Consider the following 14,867-nt stretch of genomic DNA (forward strand, 5'->3'; position numbering starts at 1 on the left):
ACCCTGTAGGGTACCCGTATTGCCGGCAGACCCCGCCCTGGCTCCGCCTATGCCCCTGGGCGCAGGTAGTCGCGCAGCCAGGCCGCGCATTGCTCGCCCTGGGCGGCGGGCCACCGCACCACGATGGTCTCGTCGCTGCGGCGCAGCTCAACGCAGATGTCCGACAGCGGCCCGCGCGCGGCCTCGCCGCGCCCGAACAGCCGCGAGAACAGCCCGCCGGCGGCGGGTGCGGGCGCGGACCGTGTCGGCAGCACCGCATGGCCGTTGGCAGCCGCGGCCGATGCAACCGGTGCCGCAGGTGCGGACTTCGCCGCCGGCTCGGGCGCTGCCTGCGCCCCCTGCGGCGACAGCCGCGCCAGCAGGTTGGCGCCAAACTCGTCCCACATGCGATCGGCCTTGGTCTTCATCACGCTCAGGCCGAAAGTGCCCAGCCGGCCCAGCACGTCCACCTCCACCCTGATGCGCAGCTGCGTGCCGCCATCGTCCAGGGCGGTCAGGAAGAGCTCGCTCGACTGGCGCAGCGAGCTGGCCACCGAGTCGTCCTCGCCGGTGCCCTCGGTGCGCAGGTAATGCGGCGCGCGCGTCTCGACGATCTTCGTATGCAGCCGGAAGCGCGCGTTGATGAAGGCGATCTTGACCGCCATATGGGCGATGTACTCGACATCGCTCAGCACTTCGATCGATTCCATGCCGGGCACGCACGCGCCCATCACGTTGGGGTCGAGCAGCAGCTCCCACACGCGCGCCGGCGGCGCCGCGGTGACCAGGGTCTTTTCAATTTCCACGCATTTTCTCCGCGGCGGACAGGACCGATTCAACGATGCCGACATAGCCGGTGCAGCGGCACAGGTTGCCGTTCAGGCCGTGGCGGACTTCGTCTTCGGTCGGGTTGGGGTTATTGGCAAGCAGCGCGCACGAGGCCATCAGGAAGCCCGGCGTGCAATAGCCGCACTGCAGCCCGCCGTTGTCCATGAAGCACTGCTGCAGCGGATGCAGCTGGCCGTCGGCGGCCAGCCCCTCCACCGTCATCACATGGCGCCCGCGCGCCTGCACGGCGAGCATCAGGCAGGACTTGACCACCTCGCCGTCGACCAGCACGGAGCAGGCGCCGCAGATGCCGGTCTCGCAGCCACGCTTGGTGCCGGTCAGGTTCAGGTCGTCGCGCAGCAGGTCGGACAGCAGGCGCCGCGCCGGCACCTCCACCTGGTGTTCCTCGCCGTTGACGGTGAGTTCGATGCTGACTTGGTTCATGGGGATTCCTTACTCCGATGCTACGCCGAACAGCTCGGCAATGGTGCGGCGCGCGACTACCCGCACCATCTCGCGCCGGTAGCTTTCGGACCCGCGCATGTCCGAGACCGCGTTGATGTCCGCGGCGACAATGGCGGCCGTCTCCTCGGCTAGTTCCGCGGTGACGGCCTTGCCGGCCAGCAGCGCTTCGGCGCGGCGCAGCCGGGCCGGGATCGGCGTGGACGCGCCCACCGCCAGCCGCGCCTCGACGCAGAACGCGCCCTCGCGCCGCACCGCCAGTGCCACGCTGGCGAGCGGCCGGTGCTCGGCGGCGGTGCGCAGGAAACGCGCATAGCGGCCATCGGCGCCGGCACCCGGCGCCGGCACGCGGATCTGCGTGACGATCTCGTCCGGCGCCAGTGCCGTGACGTAGTAGTCGACCAGGAAGTCCTCGATATCGATCTCGCGCTCGCCGCCTCGGCCGCTGACCACGATCCGCGCGCCCAGCGCCATCAGGCAGCCGGGCGGATCGGTGGCGGGGTCGGCATAGCAGAGGTTGCCGCCGATGGTGCCCTGGTTGCGCACCTGCGGATTGGCCACGCGCGAGGCCATGCTGGCCAGCATCGGGTAGTGCGCCTGCACCAGCGGCGAGCGCGCTACCTCGGCATGCAGCGTCAGCGCGCCGATACGCAGGCCCTCGCGCGCATCGAAGGTGATGCCGCGCAGCGCCTTGAGCCGGCCCAGCGAGACCAGGTGGCCAGGCGTCAGCATGCGCTGGCGCATGCCGAGCATCAGCGCGGTGCCGCCGGCAAGGATGCGGCAACTGTCGCCCAGCTCGGCCAGCATCTGGCTGGCCTCGGCCACGGTGGCCGGCTCAAGGAAGGCAAAGTCACGCATGGACGGCCTCCTTCTGCTTCAGTTCGCGCAGGCCCGCCAGCACCTTCTCCGGCGTGATCGGCAGCGACTGGATGCGCACGCCCACGGCGTCGAAGACGGCATTGGCGATCGCCGCCGCGCCCGGCAGGATCGCGGTTTCGCTGGCGCCCTTGGCGCCATAGGGGCCGTTGGGGTCGTTCGATTCCACCACGTCGGTGCGCAACATCGGCACCGCGTCGGCGGTCGGCATGGTGTAGTCGGCAAAGTTGCCGTTCATCAGGCGGCCATCCTCGTATTGCAGGTTCTCGTACAGGGTCCAGCCGATCGCCTGCACGGTCGCGCCGTGGGTCTGGCCGTGCACGGCGAGCGGGTTGATGGCCTTGCCGCAGTCGTCGGCGACAAAGCTGTCGATCACGGTGACCTGGCCGGTGCTGGTGTCGACTTCCACTTCCACCGCCTGTGCCGCGAAGGAGTGCGCGGGCGCGACGTTGCCGTAGTAGTCGGCGTCGTGCATCACCGTGGGCGCGTCATAGGTGGCGCGCACGTGGATGCCCTCGCCGCCGTGGCGGAAGATATGCAGCCGCGCGATCTCCGCCAGCGTGGCGGACTTGTCGGGCTGGCCCGGCGCGGCGATGCGGCCATCGGCAATCGCCAGTTGTTCCGCGTCCACGCCAAGCTTCTCCGCCGCGAGTGCCAGCAGTTTCTGGCGCGCCTCGCGCGCGGCACGCAGCAACGCATTGCCGGCGATGATGGTCACGCGCGACGCCAGCGAGCCCAGGCAGAACGGCGCGGTATCGGTATCCGGCGCCATCACGGTCACGTGCGACAGCGGGATGCCGAGCTCCTGCGCGCAGATCTGGCTGAGCATGGTGTTGGCGCCCTGCCCCATGTCGCACTCGCTGGTCTGCAGCATCGCGCGCCCGTCCTCGTTGATCTTGAGCAGGATGGTCGAGCCGTCCCAGTTGCCCAGCGTGCGGTTGCCGCTGACGTGCATGGCCGCGGCAATGCCCACGCCGCGCCGGCGCGTGCCGGTGCCGCGCGGCGCGGCGCGCTTCTCGTCCCAGCCGATGGCCTTGCGGGTCATGTCCAGGCACTCGGCCATGCCGGTGCTGCTGATCTTCCAGCCATGCACGCTGGTCTCGCCCGCGCCGATCGCATTGCGCTTGTGCACCTCCACCGGGTCCATGCCGAGCATGCCGGCCAGCACGGTCAGGTGGCAGTTCAGCGGAAACTGCATCTGCTGCCCGCCAAAGCCGCGGAAGGCGCCGCGCGGCGGATTGTTGGTATAGGCCATGACCGCATGCGAGCGCACGTTCTGCACGCGGTGCATGTTGTCGCTGCGCATGGCGGTGACGTGCATCACATCACCGGCAAGCCCGGAGTAGGCGCCGCATTCGGCCGTGATGCGCACATCCTTGGCCAGGATCACGCCGTCTGCGGACAGCCCCATGCGCAGCCACACTTTCATCGGCACGCTGGCGCGCGCGCCCTGGAAGTCTTCCAGCCGGTTGTTGACCAGCCGCACCGGGCGCTCCAGCCGGCTGGCCAGGAAGGCGCAGATCAGGCTGTTGTTCTCCTCGACGATCTTGGCGCCGAAGCCGCCGCCGGTGGTCGCCTGCACCACGCGGATGGTCGAGACCGGCCGGTCCAGCGCCTCGGCCAGCCGCGCGCGCGCCAGGAACACGGACTGGGTCGAGGCCCACAGCGTGAGCCGCCCGTTGCCGTCCTGCGCTGCCACCGAGGCCATCGGCTCAAGGTAGCCCGGGTACTGCGAGTGCATGTCGTAGGTGGCCTCATGCACCGCGGCGCAGGCTTCGAACGCGGCATCCACGTCGCCCCGCACGATGTGCATCTCATGGCCGATATTGCGCGTGCCGGCATGGATCTCGGGCGCGCCATCGGCCAGCGCCGCTTCCGGCGTCAGCAGCGCGGGCAGCGCCTCGTACTCGATGCGGACCAGGTCCAGCGCATCACGCGCGATCTCCTCGCTGACCGCCACCACCGCGGCCACTTCCTCGCCGACGTGGCGCACCACGCCGCAGGCCAGGATGCGCTGCTCCTTGCGGTGCGGGCCCCAGTTGCGGGCGGGCACATCGTGCCCGGTCACCACCAGCTTGACGCCGGGCAGCGCCTTCGCCGCGGAGGTGTCGATGCGCACGATGCGCGCATGCGGGTGCGGGCTGCGCAGCACCTTGGCGTGCAGCATGCCGGGCAACTTGATGTCGCCGGCATACTGCGCGCGCCCCATGACCTTTTCCCGCGCGGTCACCTGCGGCGTGGAGCTTCCCACGATGGCCTTGCTCATGCCGGCCTCCTGCTTGTCTGGTTGCATGAATGCGATGCGCTGCCCTGCGTCATTCCGCCGTGATCGCGAGGTCGCGGATCACCTTGCCCAGCCGCTCGTAGTCGGCCGCGTTGACCTTTTCCAGCGCGGCCGGGGCGCCGCCCACCGGGCTGGCGCCGAAGGTGGCCATCTTCTCGGTCACGTCGGGCAGGCGCAGCACGTCGTTGAGCTGCTGGTTCAGCACCTTGACCACCTCGGGCGGCGTGCCCTTGGGCGCCATCACGCCATGCCAGGCGCCGACCACCACGTCCTTGTAGCCGAGCTCGGCCAGCGTCGGCACGTTGGGCAGCAGCGGCGAGCGCTTTGCGTCCGTGATCGCCAGCGGGATCAGCCGGCCGGTGTTGATGTACTGCGCCACCGGACCCAGCGTGACGTAGGCAAAGTTCACGTGCCCCGCCACCACGTCGTTGACCGCCGGCGCCACGCCCTTGTACGGCACGTGCTGGATCTTCACGCCCGCGGCGCGGTTGAGCATCTCGCCGGCGATGTGCATCGGCGAACCCGCGCCCGGGCTGCCATAGGTCAGCGTCTTGCCGCCCCTGGCCACGGCAATCATCTCGCCGACGGTCTTGATGCCGGCCTGCGGGTTGGCCACCAGCAGCACCGCCTGCACCGCGGTCTGGATCACGGGGGTGAAGCCGTGCAGCGGGTCATAGCTGGCCGATGGCGCCAGCTTGAGCACCATCGGCGCCAGCGTGAAAGGGTTGGGCGTGTACAGCAGCGTGTAGCCGTCCGCCGGCGCGCGGCTGACGAAGCTGGCGCCGACCACGCCGCCGGCACCGGGGCGGTTCTCGACGATGACCGGCTGCTTCAGGCGCGCCGACAGCTTGTCGGCATAGAGCCGGGCCATGGCGTCGGTGTCGCCGCCGGGCGGATAGGCCACGACCATGGTCACGGTCTTGGCCGGATACGCGGCGGTGGCCAGCGCGCTGCCCGCGGCAAGCGCAAGCGCGGCCATGGCAGTGGCTGCAAGGAAAAGGCGGCGGGGGCGTTCGTGTCTCATCAACAGCTCCTGTGGGGGCGCATTCGCGGTTGGAGTGGGCTGTTGTGCGCACCGCGAAAACAGGGTTGGCTCGGGTTACAACACTTTCGGTTGTTTTATTAGTAAAACGTACGTTCACACCAGGAACATTGGTAATCCTAGGTCGCCAATATTGACAACTCAACTTACGTTAAATACCTATTGACATTATTTAGTTTGCTTAATTCTTTTGCATGACACGAAAGCGACACCCGGTGGCGGAATTGGCGAGCGCCTGTGAGACAATCGGGCCCGCCAACCGGCCCGAACTCCGCGGCCGGCAGACCCTGACCAAGAGGAACGCATGCCCCGTGACGCCGCGCCCGCCAACGGCCAGCCCGCGCCAGACACCGACAACACCAGCCCGTGGACCGACCTCGACGAGGCCGGCAGCGGCCTGACCGTCGACAATTTCCTGACCACGATGCTGAGCCAGCTGGTCACCGCGCTGCGCAGCACGGTGACCAAGCCCTATGCGGAACAGTTCGGCCTGACCGTGCCGGAGTGGCGCATCCTGGCGCTGCTGGCGCACGCGCGCGAACTGCCGTTTGCCGAACTGGTGACCCAGTCGACCTCGGACAAGGCGCTGGTGAGCCGCACGCTGCGGCTGCTGGAGGATCGGGGATTGGTGCGGCTGACCTCAGCCGGCAACACGCCGCGCAAGAAGCTGATCTGCGCGATCAGTGAAGCCGGTGCCGCGCTGCACGACCAGGTGATGCCGCTGGCGCGGCGGGGGCAGGCGCAGGTGATCCGGCAGTTGTCGCCGGAGGAGCGGGAAGCGGTTTACCAGGGGCTGCGCAAGCTGTTGCGCACGCAGGAATAAAGAAAAAGTGCCGCACCCGGATTGCGGGGCGGCCCGAAGGGAACGGGACCAGCACGCCCGTTCAGACCTCCAGTTCTTCCAGCACCCGCCCCTTGGTCTCGATGCCAAGGAAATGCACGGTGACAGCCGCCAGCGCCGGCACCACGGACAGCGCGAAGAAGGCGACGCTGAGGTTGCCGCTGCCAATGGTGCTGGCGATCAGGCCAGGCGCGAAGATCGCCGCCAGCTTCAGCCACGCCCCACCCAGCCCGCACCCCATCGCCCGCACACTGGTCGGATACAGCTCCGGCGTATAGACATAGGCGGTGATAAAGCCGCTGGCCAGGAACCCCATCGCCAGCGCGCAGAAAGTAGCGACCACGTACACGTTCGAAGCGTGGAACACGCCCGCCAGCACCAGCGACAGCGCGCACAGCAGGAACGACACGTTGATCACCGGCTTGCGGCCCACCTTGTCGACAATCATCGCGCACACCAGCGAACCGACCACGCCCAGCACCGAGGCGCCGGCGGCAAGGTTCAGCGCCAGCTGCAGCGGCGCGTGGTAGACGGTCTTGTAGACCGTGGGCAGCCACGTCGACAGCCCGTACTGGATAAAGCCGCAGGTTGCCCACAGCATCCATACCGCCAGCGTGCGGCCGAGGTAGGCCTTGCTGACCAGGTCACGCACGCGCCGGCGCGGGTGCTGGGTCATGCGGTCGTAGCTGCCGGCATTGACCGGCGGCGGCAGCGGATCCTTGGCGCGCGCCTCGAACGCACGCAGTGCGGCATCGGCTTCTTCAAGACGGCCTTTCTCCGCCAGCCAGCGTGGCGATTCCGGGATCACGCGGCGCAGGATGAAGAACAGCACCAGCGGCACGCCGCCGATGAAGTACATCACCTCCCAGCCGTAGTGCGGCACCAGCCAGGCGCCAACGCCGTTGGACACCATCAGGCCGATCGGGAACACCACCTCGTACAGCAGCACGAAGCGCCCACGCCCATGCGCGCGCGTGACTTCGTTGATATAGGTGGCGGCCACCGGCAGCTCACCGCCAAGGCCGAGGCCCTGCACGATGCGCAGCAGCAAGAAGATCTCGAACGACGGCGCGAAGCCGCAGGCAATGCTCATCAGGCCGATGATGCCCGCGCTCCAGCCGATCGAGCGCAGCCGGCCGAAGCGCTCGGCCAGTCCCGGGAACAGCAGCGCGCCGACCAGCTGGCCGACCGAAGGCGCAGCGATCAGCACGCCGATCTGGCCCGGCGTCAGCGACCACTGCGCGATCAGCAGCGGCAGCGTGGCTGCGATGGCGATGACGTCGAAGCCATCGAAGAAGGTGGCCAGGCCGATCAGCAGCCGGGCGCGGATATGCATGGCGTTGCCCGGCATGCGCTCGATGCGGGCAACGATATTGCCGCGCGTGAGCGGGCCGCTGCGGGCCGCCGCCGCGCTCTGGCCGGCGCTGTCGGCCGTGGTCACGATACCTGCGGTGGCGGCCACCGGTGCGCCGGGGGACGCTGCGTCTTGTCTCTGGGTTAACACGGGGCTTCTCGGTTTGATTCTTCGGGGGTTGCTCCCCTCTCCCGCTTGCGGGAGAGGGGCCGGGGAGAGGGCAGGCACTTGATAACGGCAGATGCCGCGGCTTGCCCGGCGGCCTGGGAAGAGGCAGTCGGGATTCGACAGCGCATCGGCTACGGCGTGCGCTGGCCCTCTCTCCCGCCCCTCTCCCGCGCGCGGGAGAGGGGAGAACACAATCGCGAAATTACAAGTCCAGCACCAGCTTGCTGCCCTTGCACCCCGACACGCACACCATCATGGTCTTGTTGCTGGCGCGCTCGCTGTTGCTGAGCACGCTGTCGCGATGGTCGGGGCAACCTTCCAGCACCGCGGTCTCGCACGAGCCGCACACGCCTTCGCGGCAGCTGTAGTCCATCTGCACGCCGGCATCGAGCAGTGCGTCCAGCAGCGACTTGCCGGACGGCACCTTGACGGTGGTGCCGGTGCGCGACAGCGACACGGTGTACTCGCCCTCCTGCACCGCCTCGGTCGAGGGGTCGGCGGCAAAGCGCTCGATATGCACGTTCGGGTAGCCATGCGCTTCGCAGGCAGCCTCGAACGCCTTCAGCATCGGACCGGGGCCGCAGCAGTAGAAGTGCGTCTGCACCTCCTGGCCGGCCAGCATCGCGTTCAGGTCCGGCGGCACGCCGGCCTCGTCGTCGAAGTGAAAGTGCACGGCATCGCCATGGGCCGACAGCTGTTCGACGAATGCGGCCTCGGCACGCGAACGGGCGCAGTAGATCAGCGTGAACGACCTGCCCAGCTCGGCCAGGCGGCGCGCCATGCAGACGATCGGCGTGACGCCGATGCCGCCGGCGACCAGCACGGTGTGCGCGGCGCTTTCGTCCAGCTCGAAGTTGTTGCGCGGCGCCCCCACGGTCAGCGTGGCGCCCACGCGCAGCTGCTCATGCACGTAGCGCGAACCGCCGCGGCTGCCGCGGTCCAGCAGCACGCCCACGGTATAGCGCCGGCGCGCTTCGGGCGCGCCGCACAGCGAGTAGCTGCGCACCAGGCCGTTGCCCAGGTGCAGGTCGATATGGGCGCCCGGGCTGTACTCGGGCAGGGTCTTCCCTTCGGGATCTTGCAGTTCGATGCTGACCACGCCGCGCGCTTCATAGCGCATGGCGTGGACGCGCAGGGTCAGGGACTGGTGGGCACTCATTGCTGCTTCCTTCGATTGCTGCTGACTTACCGCTTCTCGGTCAGGAACTTGCCTGCCGGTCCGCCCGCGTTCTTCTGGCGGCGGGTGTTGCCGTCGATGCCGCCTTCGATCGCCCATTCGGCGAACATGGTCGGGCCCGGCTCGAAAGCGCGCGGCTCCCAGTGTTCGTCGAGCTGGTCTTCGTCGGCGTAGTACTCGATCAGGCCGCCGGCCGGGTTCTTGAAGTACCAGAAGTAGGCCGACGAGATCGGGTGCCGGCCCGGGCCGAGCTGCGTATCCCAGCCCTTGCGCGAGACATGCATGCCGCCGCCGAAGACTTCGTGGATGTCGCGCACGGTGAAGGCGACGTGATTCAGGCCGCTCTTCGGTTCCGGCAGCTGCAGCAGGAACAGGTCGTGGTGGCCGCCTTCGGGCGTGCAGCGCAGGAAGGCGCCGCGGTCCGGGTAGCGGTCCGACGGCATGAAGCCGAACTTCTCGACATAGAAGCGCTCAGTGGCCTTGACGTCCTTGACGAAGAACACCACGTGGCCCACTTCGATCGGGGTGGCATGGTCGTAGATCGGGCTGCGCTGGTTCAGGCGCGGCTTGTCGTTCCACGTGTTCATCAGCGCGCATTCGACCTGCACGTCATGCTTGCGGGTGACCTGGAAACGCACGGCCAGGCCGTTCGGATCGGTGCAGCCCACGCGCAGCGTATCGCCCTCGCCTTGCTTCACGAAGCCCGGTGCATCAGCGATTGCCTTGGCGAGCTGGTCCAGCGAGGCCTGTGACTCGACGCCCCACACCACTTCGCGCAGCGTCGGGCCGGCCTCGATCGCGGGCGGCAGCGTGGCATCGTCGATGCGGCGCACCAGCACGCGGCAGCCGTTCAGCGTTTCAAAATCCAGGCCCTGCGCATCGTCGCGCTTGATGGCCAGGCCCCAGTCGGTGAAAAAGCCACGGCAGGCGTCAAAGTCATCCGCGCCGTAGACGATCTCGTCGATCCCCAATACCTTGATCATTGCTTCTCTCCAGCCTGCCGGGTTCAGTGGTTGGCCCACGGCAGCGGTTGTTCGTTCAGGCCCCAGTACACGCTCTTCTGCTCCATGTACTGCAGGATGCCAAGCCGCCCCTTCTCGCGGCCCAGGCCGCTGTCGCGCCAGCCACCGAACGGCGTCGCGATCGAGAATTGCTTGTAGGTGTTGATCCACACATTGCCCGCCTGCACGGCGCGTGCCACGCGCCAGGCGCGCTTGTAGTCGCGCGTCCAGATGCCCGCGGCAAGCGCATAGACGCTGTCGTTGGCCTGCGCGATCAGGTCATCCTCGTCGTCGAACGGGATTGCGACCAGCACCGGCCCGAAGATCTCTTCCTGGCAGATGCGGGCGTTGTTATCCAGCCCTTCGATGATGGTCGGCGTGTAGAAATAGCCGTTGGGCAGGCCGGCCACGTCTGGGCGCAGGCCGCCGGTGCGCAGCTGGCCGCCCTCTTCCACGCCGGCGGCCACGTACGACTCGATGCTGTCGCGGTGGCGGTCGGTAATCAGCGGGCCCATCTGGGTACGCTCGTCGGCGGGGTCGCCCACGCGCAGGTGCGCGGCGCCCGCGGCCAGGCGGTCGATAAAGGCCTCGTACTGCGAGCGCGCCACGAACAGGCGCGAGCCGGCGATGCACGACTCGCCCGACGAGCTGAAGATGCCGTACAGCACGCCGTTGACCGCGTGGTCCAGGTCGGCATCGTCGAACACCATGGTCGGCGACTTGCCGCCCAGTTCCAGCGACACCGGCATCATCTTGTCGGCGGCGATATGGGCGATGTGCTTGCCGGTGGTGGTGCCGCCGGTGAACGACACGCGGCGCACCAGCGGATGCTTGGTGATGGCGTCGCCGATGACCGAGCCCTTGCCGGGCAGCACGCTGAGCAGGCCCTTGGGCACGCCGGCCTCTTCGCAGATGCGCGCCAGCTCCAGCGCCATCAGCGGCGTGACCTCGGCGGGCTTGACCACCACGGCGTTGCCGGCGGCGAGCGCGGGCGCCATCTTCTGCGCCTCGCTGGCGATCGGCGAGTTCCACGGCGTGATCGCCGCAACCACGCCCATCGGCTCGTACACGCTCATGGTCAGGCAGTCGCCGCGCTGCGGCGTGATGGTTTCTTCCAGCGTCTCGCAGGCGGCGGCAAAGAACTGGAAGGTGCCGGCGGCGCTGGCCACCAGGGCGCGCGTCTCGCTGATCGGCTTGCCGTTGTCCAGGCGCTGGCGCTGGGCCAGCTGCTCGCCCTGGGCGCGGATCAGCTCGGCCACGCGGTACAGCACGGCGGCGCGCTCATGCGGCTTGCGTTGGGCCCAGCCGCTGGTGAGGAAGGCCTGATGGGCGCCCTGCACCGCTTCTTCCACGTCCGCCAGGCTGGCGGCGTTCAGTTCGGCCACCACTTCGCCGGTAGCCGGATAGCGGGTGCCATAGCGGTCGCCGGTCCCCAGGCGCCATTCGCCCGCGATGCAGATGGGGAGTACTTCTTGCGTCTTCATTGTCGTTGCCTGCTAAGTCTGTGGGGCGTTGGCTGCCGGGACTAGATCGATACCGCGTGCGCCCGGTTTCCCAGTGCGCGCACCACGCTGAACACGGTCAGCGCGGAAGTCTTGGGATTGGCCGCCAGCGGCTTGCCGCGCATCGTCAGCTCGAAGCCGCCGAAGGCGCCGCGCGCTTCCACGTGGTGCACGTTCTCCACCGCATGCGGGTCGGCCAGCAGCTTGACCGAGGTGCGGTCCAGCCCCAAGCCTGCCAGCGACACCGTGGCGGCCACGTTGGCGTTCTTGGGATACAGACGCGCCGCGTCGCGGGCCGTGCCTTCGAAGATCACGGTCGCCTCGGTCAGCGCATCCAGGTCGAAGAGCTGCTCGGCCGGCGTGCCGGCCCAGGCGCGAGCCGGCTTGCGGCCGGTGTAGATGACTTCGTCCAGCCCGCCGACACGCGCCGCGGCCAGCGCATCGATCGCGCCGATCGCACCTGACAACAGCTGCACCTGGGTGCCGCCGCGGCGCGCGGCCGCTTCCAGCCGCTCGGCCATGCCGGGCTCGGACAGCGCGCCCACCGACACCACCATGCACGGGATGCCGCGTTCCAGCGCCGGCACGATGTGCTCTTCCAGCGCATGGTGGCCGGCGCACTCGACCAGCAGGTCGGGACGCTGGTCGTCCAGGTGCGTCGCCACGCGGGCGCCCGGCGCCAGCGCGGTGACCGCGTCGCGGGCCTCGTCCATCGTGTGCTCCGGCACGATCACCACGTCGAACACCACCTCGGGATCGCTCTTGAGCAATTCCATCACGCCGCGGCCGATCGCGCCGCAGCCAACCATGGACACATGCAGCATCTCCGGTCTCCCTCAGGCGGTGACAGTGGTTTGTTCGCGCGCCGGCTCTTCGTTGTCCTTGTTCACCGGGGGGCCGGCGAAGATGGTCTTGAAGGAACCGATCGACAGCATGTCGATCTCCAGCAGGAACGGGCCCGACTCGACCGTGGCCGCTTCCAGCGCGGCGCCGACCTCGGCCAGGTTGCTCACGCGCGCATGGCGCAGCGACAGCGACTTGGCCAGCGTGGCGTAGTCCGGGGTATGCAGGTCCACGTAGTGGCGGCGGCCGCCGTACTGGGCGTCCTGGATGTTCTTGATCACGCCGTAGCCCTTGTCGTTCATCAGCACGATCACCATGTCGGCGCGTTCCTGCACCGCGGTGGCCAGTTCGCCCAGGTTCAGGATAAAACCGCCGTCGCCGGCCAGCGTGAAGGTCTTCTTGCCCGAAGCGGTCGCCGCAGCACCGATCGCGGCGCCGATGCCCATCGCCAGGCCCTGGCCGATGCCGCCGCCCAGCGCATGCACGCCGGCACGCGAATCGAAGATGCGCAGATGGCGGTTGCCCCAGGTGCTGTTCGACACGGTCACGTCGCGCACCCAGTTGAAGCTGCGGCCGACCGCGCCCTGCAGCGCCTGCACCAGCGCCGAGTACGGGCCCAGGCCGTCGACCAGGCTGTTGACGGCGGTGTCATGGGCGCGGCGCAGGTCGGCGGCGAAGGCCGGGTCGATCTGCATGCGCTTTTCAAGCCGATCCGCCAGGGCGTCCAGCGCCAGCGCGGCGTCGCCGCTGACAAAGTAGTCGCTCAGGTAGCAGCGGCCTTCGGCGGCCGGGTCGGCGTCGATGCGCAGCAGCGGGCGCGGCAGCTTCAGTTCGTACTTCAGGGTTTCATTGCCGCGCAGGCGCGAGCCCACCACCAGCATCGCGTCGCAGGTCTGGTAGAAGGCCTCGACCGGCTTATGCAGGTTGTAGGCGCCCAGCGAACGGGGATCGTCTTCCGGCACGATGCCGCGGCCTTGCGTGCTGGTGACCACGCCGAAGCCCAGGTCCAGCAGGCGCTGCACCTGCTTGCTGGCGTGGCGCGCACCGCCGCCCAGCCACAGCAGCGGGCGCTTGGCCTTGGCCAGGCGCTCGGCCAGCGCGTCCAGCGCATGTGCCGACGGCACGTGCTGCGGCACCGTCAGCGGCTGCAGGTCGGCCGGCATCTCGATCAGCGCGGCCTGGATGTCGATGGGGATCTCCACGCTGACCGGGCCGGTCGGCGCCGTCAGCGCGGTCTGCACGGCCAGCTTGATGGTGCTGATGGCGGTGTCGGCGCTGCGGATGCGGAAGGCGGCCTTGGACACGGCCTTGAGCATGGTGAGCTGGTCCGGCGCTTCGTGGATGTAGGCGAGGCTCTGGTCCAGGTAAGGCGTTTCGATCTGGCCGGTGATATGCAGCATCGGCGTGCCGGCGGTCAGCGCTTCCACCATGGCGCCGGCGGCGTTGCCCGCGGCGGTGCCGGTGCTGGTCAGGCACACGCCCAGGCCACCGGTGGTGCGGGCATAGGCATCGGCCATATTGGTGCCGCCCGCTTCGCCGCGCGCCGGCACGAAGCGGATCTTGCCGCGCTCGCCCATGGCGTCGAGGATCGGCATATTGTGGATCGAGATCACGCCGAAGGCGGCCTTGACGCCGCACTGCTCGAGAAACGCCGTGATGGCGCAACCGACGGTGACCTGCTGTTGCTCGTACTGTTGTTGATTAGGCATGACGGGAGTGTCCTCCGGAGATATCGATATGGCTGCCCGTGGTGTACGAAGACAACGGCGAGGCAAGGAACAGGATGGCGCGGGCTGCCTCGACCGGCAGGCCCAGGCGGCCAAGGGGAATATGTTTCTGCTGGGCCAGGCGCGCGGTCCATGCGGCCCAGTCCAGGTGGCGGTCTGCTTCAGGGCGCGCCTCGAAGCGGCGGCGCCACTGGCCCGATTCGACCAGGCCGATCAGGATGCCGTTGACGCGGACGCCCTTGGGCGCAAACTCGGTGGCCATCGAGCGCACCAGGTTGAGCACGCCGGCACGCGCGGCGGAAGTCGCCACCATGTGCGGCTCCGGCTGCTGCGCCAGCAGCGAGTTGACGCAGACGATGGCGCCCTGGCCTGACTTCTCAAGCTGCGGCAGGAACGCGCGCGTCGGGTGGATCACGGAGAAGAACTTGAGCTGCAGTTCTTCCATCCAGGCCGCGTCCTCGGTGTTGGCGAAGGTGGAGACACGGCCCTGGCCGGCGTTGTTGACCAGCATGTCGACGTTGCCCAGCGTGGCCTGCACGGCAGCGGCAAAGGCGGCGACCTGTTCAGGCTTGAGCACGTCGCAGGTGGCGGCATGGAGCCGGCACCCGGGGAATTTCTCGCGCAGCTGCGCTTCGGCGCTGCGCAGTCGGTTCTCGTCGCGGCCGCACATGGCCACGGCGGCGCCCGCTTCGAGCAGCAGCTCGACGGTCGCCAGCCCGATGCCGGAGGACCCGCCGGTGACGACGGCAACCTTGCCGCCGAGTTCAATCATGGACATTGTCC

Annotated in this window: 13 protein-coding genes; 1 reads left to right on the forward strand and 12 read right to left on the reverse strand. The window is 68.6% G+C overall.

The window, feature by feature from the left end; all coding sequences use genetic code 11:
* Positions 1-47: 47 nt before the first annotated feature.
* From C265_RS11715 to C265_RS11735, 5 genes are read right to left on the reverse strand one after another with little or no spacing between them, the layout of a single operon-like run.
* Positions 48-785: a CoxG family protein gene (locus C265_RS11715; protein ID WP_010811672.1), complete on the reverse strand. Its 738-nt coding sequence runs from the start codon at positions 783-785 to the stop codon at positions 48-50.
* Positions 775-1,251: a (2Fe-2S)-binding protein gene (locus tag C265_RS11720; protein ID WP_010811673.1), complete on the reverse strand. Its 477-nt coding sequence runs from the start codon at positions 1,249-1,251 to the stop codon at positions 775-777. The genes C265_RS11715 and C265_RS11720 overlap by 11 nt, the downstream gene beginning before the upstream one ends.
* Before the next feature lie 9 nt (positions 1,252-1,260).
* Positions 1,261-2,127 carry a xanthine dehydrogenase family protein subunit M gene (locus tag C265_RS11725; protein WP_010811674.1) on the reverse strand — a complete coding sequence of 289 codons (867 nt, stop codon included), beginning with the start codon at positions 2,125-2,127 and terminating at the stop codon, positions 1,261-1,263.
* The gene (locus tag C265_RS11730; protein ID WP_010811675.1) at positions 2,120-4,411 is read right to left on the reverse strand and encodes a xanthine dehydrogenase family protein molybdopterin-binding subunit; all 2,292 of its coding nucleotides are present in this window, start codon (positions 4,409-4,411) and stop codon (positions 2,120-2,122) included. The genes C265_RS11725 and C265_RS11730 overlap by 8 nt, the downstream gene beginning before the upstream one ends.
* Positions 4,412-4,460: 49 nt before the next feature.
* Positions 4,461-5,453 carry a tripartite tricarboxylate transporter substrate binding protein gene (locus C265_RS11735; RefSeq protein ID WP_011616781.1) on the reverse strand — a complete coding sequence of 331 codons (993 nt, stop codon included), beginning with the start codon at positions 5,451-5,453 and terminating at the stop codon, positions 4,461-4,463.
* A 322-nt stretch (positions 5,454-5,775) separates the two neighbouring features.
* Here C265_RS11735 and C265_RS11740 point away from each other — a divergent pair, with 322 nt between their 5' ends.
* Entirely contained in the window at positions 5,776-6,294 is a 519-nt protein-coding gene (locus C265_RS11740) for a MarR family winged helix-turn-helix transcriptional regulator (protein ID WP_010811677.1), read from the forward strand.
* A 61-nt stretch (positions 6,295-6,355) separates the two neighbouring features.
* Here the strand turns inward: C265_RS11740 and C265_RS11745 are convergent, their stop codons facing one another.
* The 7 genes from C265_RS11745 to C265_RS11775 all read right to left on the reverse strand — a co-directional run bounded on the left by C265_RS11745 (position 6,356) and on the right by C265_RS11775 (position 14,862).
* Positions 6,356-7,663, reverse strand: a complete 1,308-nt coding sequence (locus tag C265_RS11745; protein WP_231881505.1) for an MFS transporter — start codon at positions 7,661-7,663, stop codon at positions 6,356-6,358.
* A gap of 373 nt (positions 7,664-8,036) precedes the next feature.
* A complete protein-coding gene (locus tag C265_RS11750; RefSeq protein ID WP_010811679.1) occupies positions 8,037-8,993 on the reverse strand; it encodes a PDR/VanB family oxidoreductase in 957 nt (318 codons plus the stop codon).
* Between the two features lie 26 nt (positions 8,994-9,019).
* Positions 9,020-9,994, reverse strand: a complete 975-nt coding sequence (locus C265_RS11755) for a VOC family protein (protein WP_010811680.1) — start codon at positions 9,992-9,994, stop codon at positions 9,020-9,022.
* Between the two features lie 23 nt (positions 9,995-10,017).
* A complete protein-coding gene (locus C265_RS11760) occupies positions 10,018-11,496 on the reverse strand; it encodes an aldehyde dehydrogenase (protein ID WP_010811681.1) in 1,479 nt (492 codons plus the stop codon).
* A 41-nt stretch (positions 11,497-11,537) separates the two neighbouring features.
* Positions 11,538-12,338: an aspartate dehydrogenase gene (locus tag C265_RS11765; RefSeq protein WP_010811682.1), complete on the reverse strand. Its 801-nt coding sequence runs from the start codon at positions 12,336-12,338 to the stop codon at positions 11,538-11,540.
* A gap of 12 nt (positions 12,339-12,350) precedes the next feature.
* Positions 12,351-14,066 (reverse strand): thiamine pyrophosphate-binding protein, encoded by a 1,716-nt coding sequence (locus C265_RS11770; protein WP_010811683.1) that lies wholly within the window; start codon positions 14,064-14,066, stop codon positions 12,351-12,353.
* Positions 14,059-14,862 carry an SDR family oxidoreductase gene (locus C265_RS11775; protein WP_011616778.1) on the reverse strand — a complete coding sequence of 268 codons (804 nt, stop codon included), beginning with the start codon at positions 14,860-14,862 and terminating at the stop codon, positions 14,059-14,061. Before C265_RS11775 ends, C265_RS11770 begins: the two co-directional genes overlap by 8 nt.
* Positions 14,863-14,867: the final 5 nt, after the last annotated feature.

The organism is Cupriavidus sp. GA3-3, assembly GCF_000389805.1.
In the GTDB taxonomy this organism is placed as follows: domain Bacteria; phylum Pseudomonadota; class Gammaproteobacteria; order Burkholderiales; family Burkholderiaceae; genus Cupriavidus; species Cupriavidus necator_D.

Excerpts from the sequence above, each read along its gene's own strand:
- C265_RS11720 (WP_010811673.1), bottom strand. The coding sequence starts at position 1,251 with ATGAACCAAGTCAGCATCGAACTCACCGTCAACGGCGAGGAACACCAG.
- C265_RS11725 (WP_010811674.1), bottom strand. The coding sequence starts at position 2,127 with ATGCGTGACTTTGCCTTCCTTGAGCCGGCCACCGTGGCCGAGGCCAGC.
- C265_RS11730 (WP_010811675.1), bottom strand. The coding sequence starts at position 4,411 with ATGAGCAAGGCCATCGTGGGAAGCTCCACGCCGCAGGTGACCGCGCGG.
- C265_RS11735 (WP_011616781.1), bottom strand. The coding sequence starts at position 5,453 with ATGAGACACGAACGCCCCCGCCGCCTTTTCCTTGCAGCCACTGCCATG.
- C265_RS11740 (WP_010811677.1), top strand. The coding sequence starts at position 5,776 with ATGCCCCGTGACGCCGCGCCCGCCAACGGCCAGCCCGCGCCAGACACC.
- C265_RS11745 (WP_231881505.1), bottom strand. The coding sequence starts at position 7,663 with ATGCCGGGCAACGCCATGCATATCCGCGCCCGGCTGCTGATCGGCCTG.
- C265_RS11750 (WP_010811679.1), bottom strand. The coding sequence starts at position 8,993 with ATGAGTGCCCACCAGTCCCTGACCCTGCGCGTCCACGCCATGCGCTAT.
- C265_RS11755 (WP_010811680.1), bottom strand. The coding sequence starts at position 9,994 with ATGATCAAGGTATTGGGGATCGACGAGATCGTCTACGGCGCGGATGAC.
- C265_RS11760 (WP_010811681.1), bottom strand. The coding sequence starts at position 11,496 with ATGAAGACGCAAGAAGTACTCCCCATCTGCATCGCGGGCGAATGGCGC.
- C265_RS11765 (WP_010811682.1), bottom strand. The coding sequence starts at position 12,338 with ATGCTGCATGTGTCCATGGTTGGCTGCGGCGCGATCGGCCGCGGCGTG.
- C265_RS11770 (WP_010811683.1), bottom strand. The coding sequence starts at position 14,066 with ATGCCTAATCAACAACAGTACGAGCAACAGCAGGTCACCGTCGGTTGC.
- C265_RS11775 (WP_011616778.1), bottom strand. The coding sequence starts at position 14,862 with ATGTCCATGATTGAACTCGGCGGCAAGGTTGCCGTCGTCACCGGCGGG.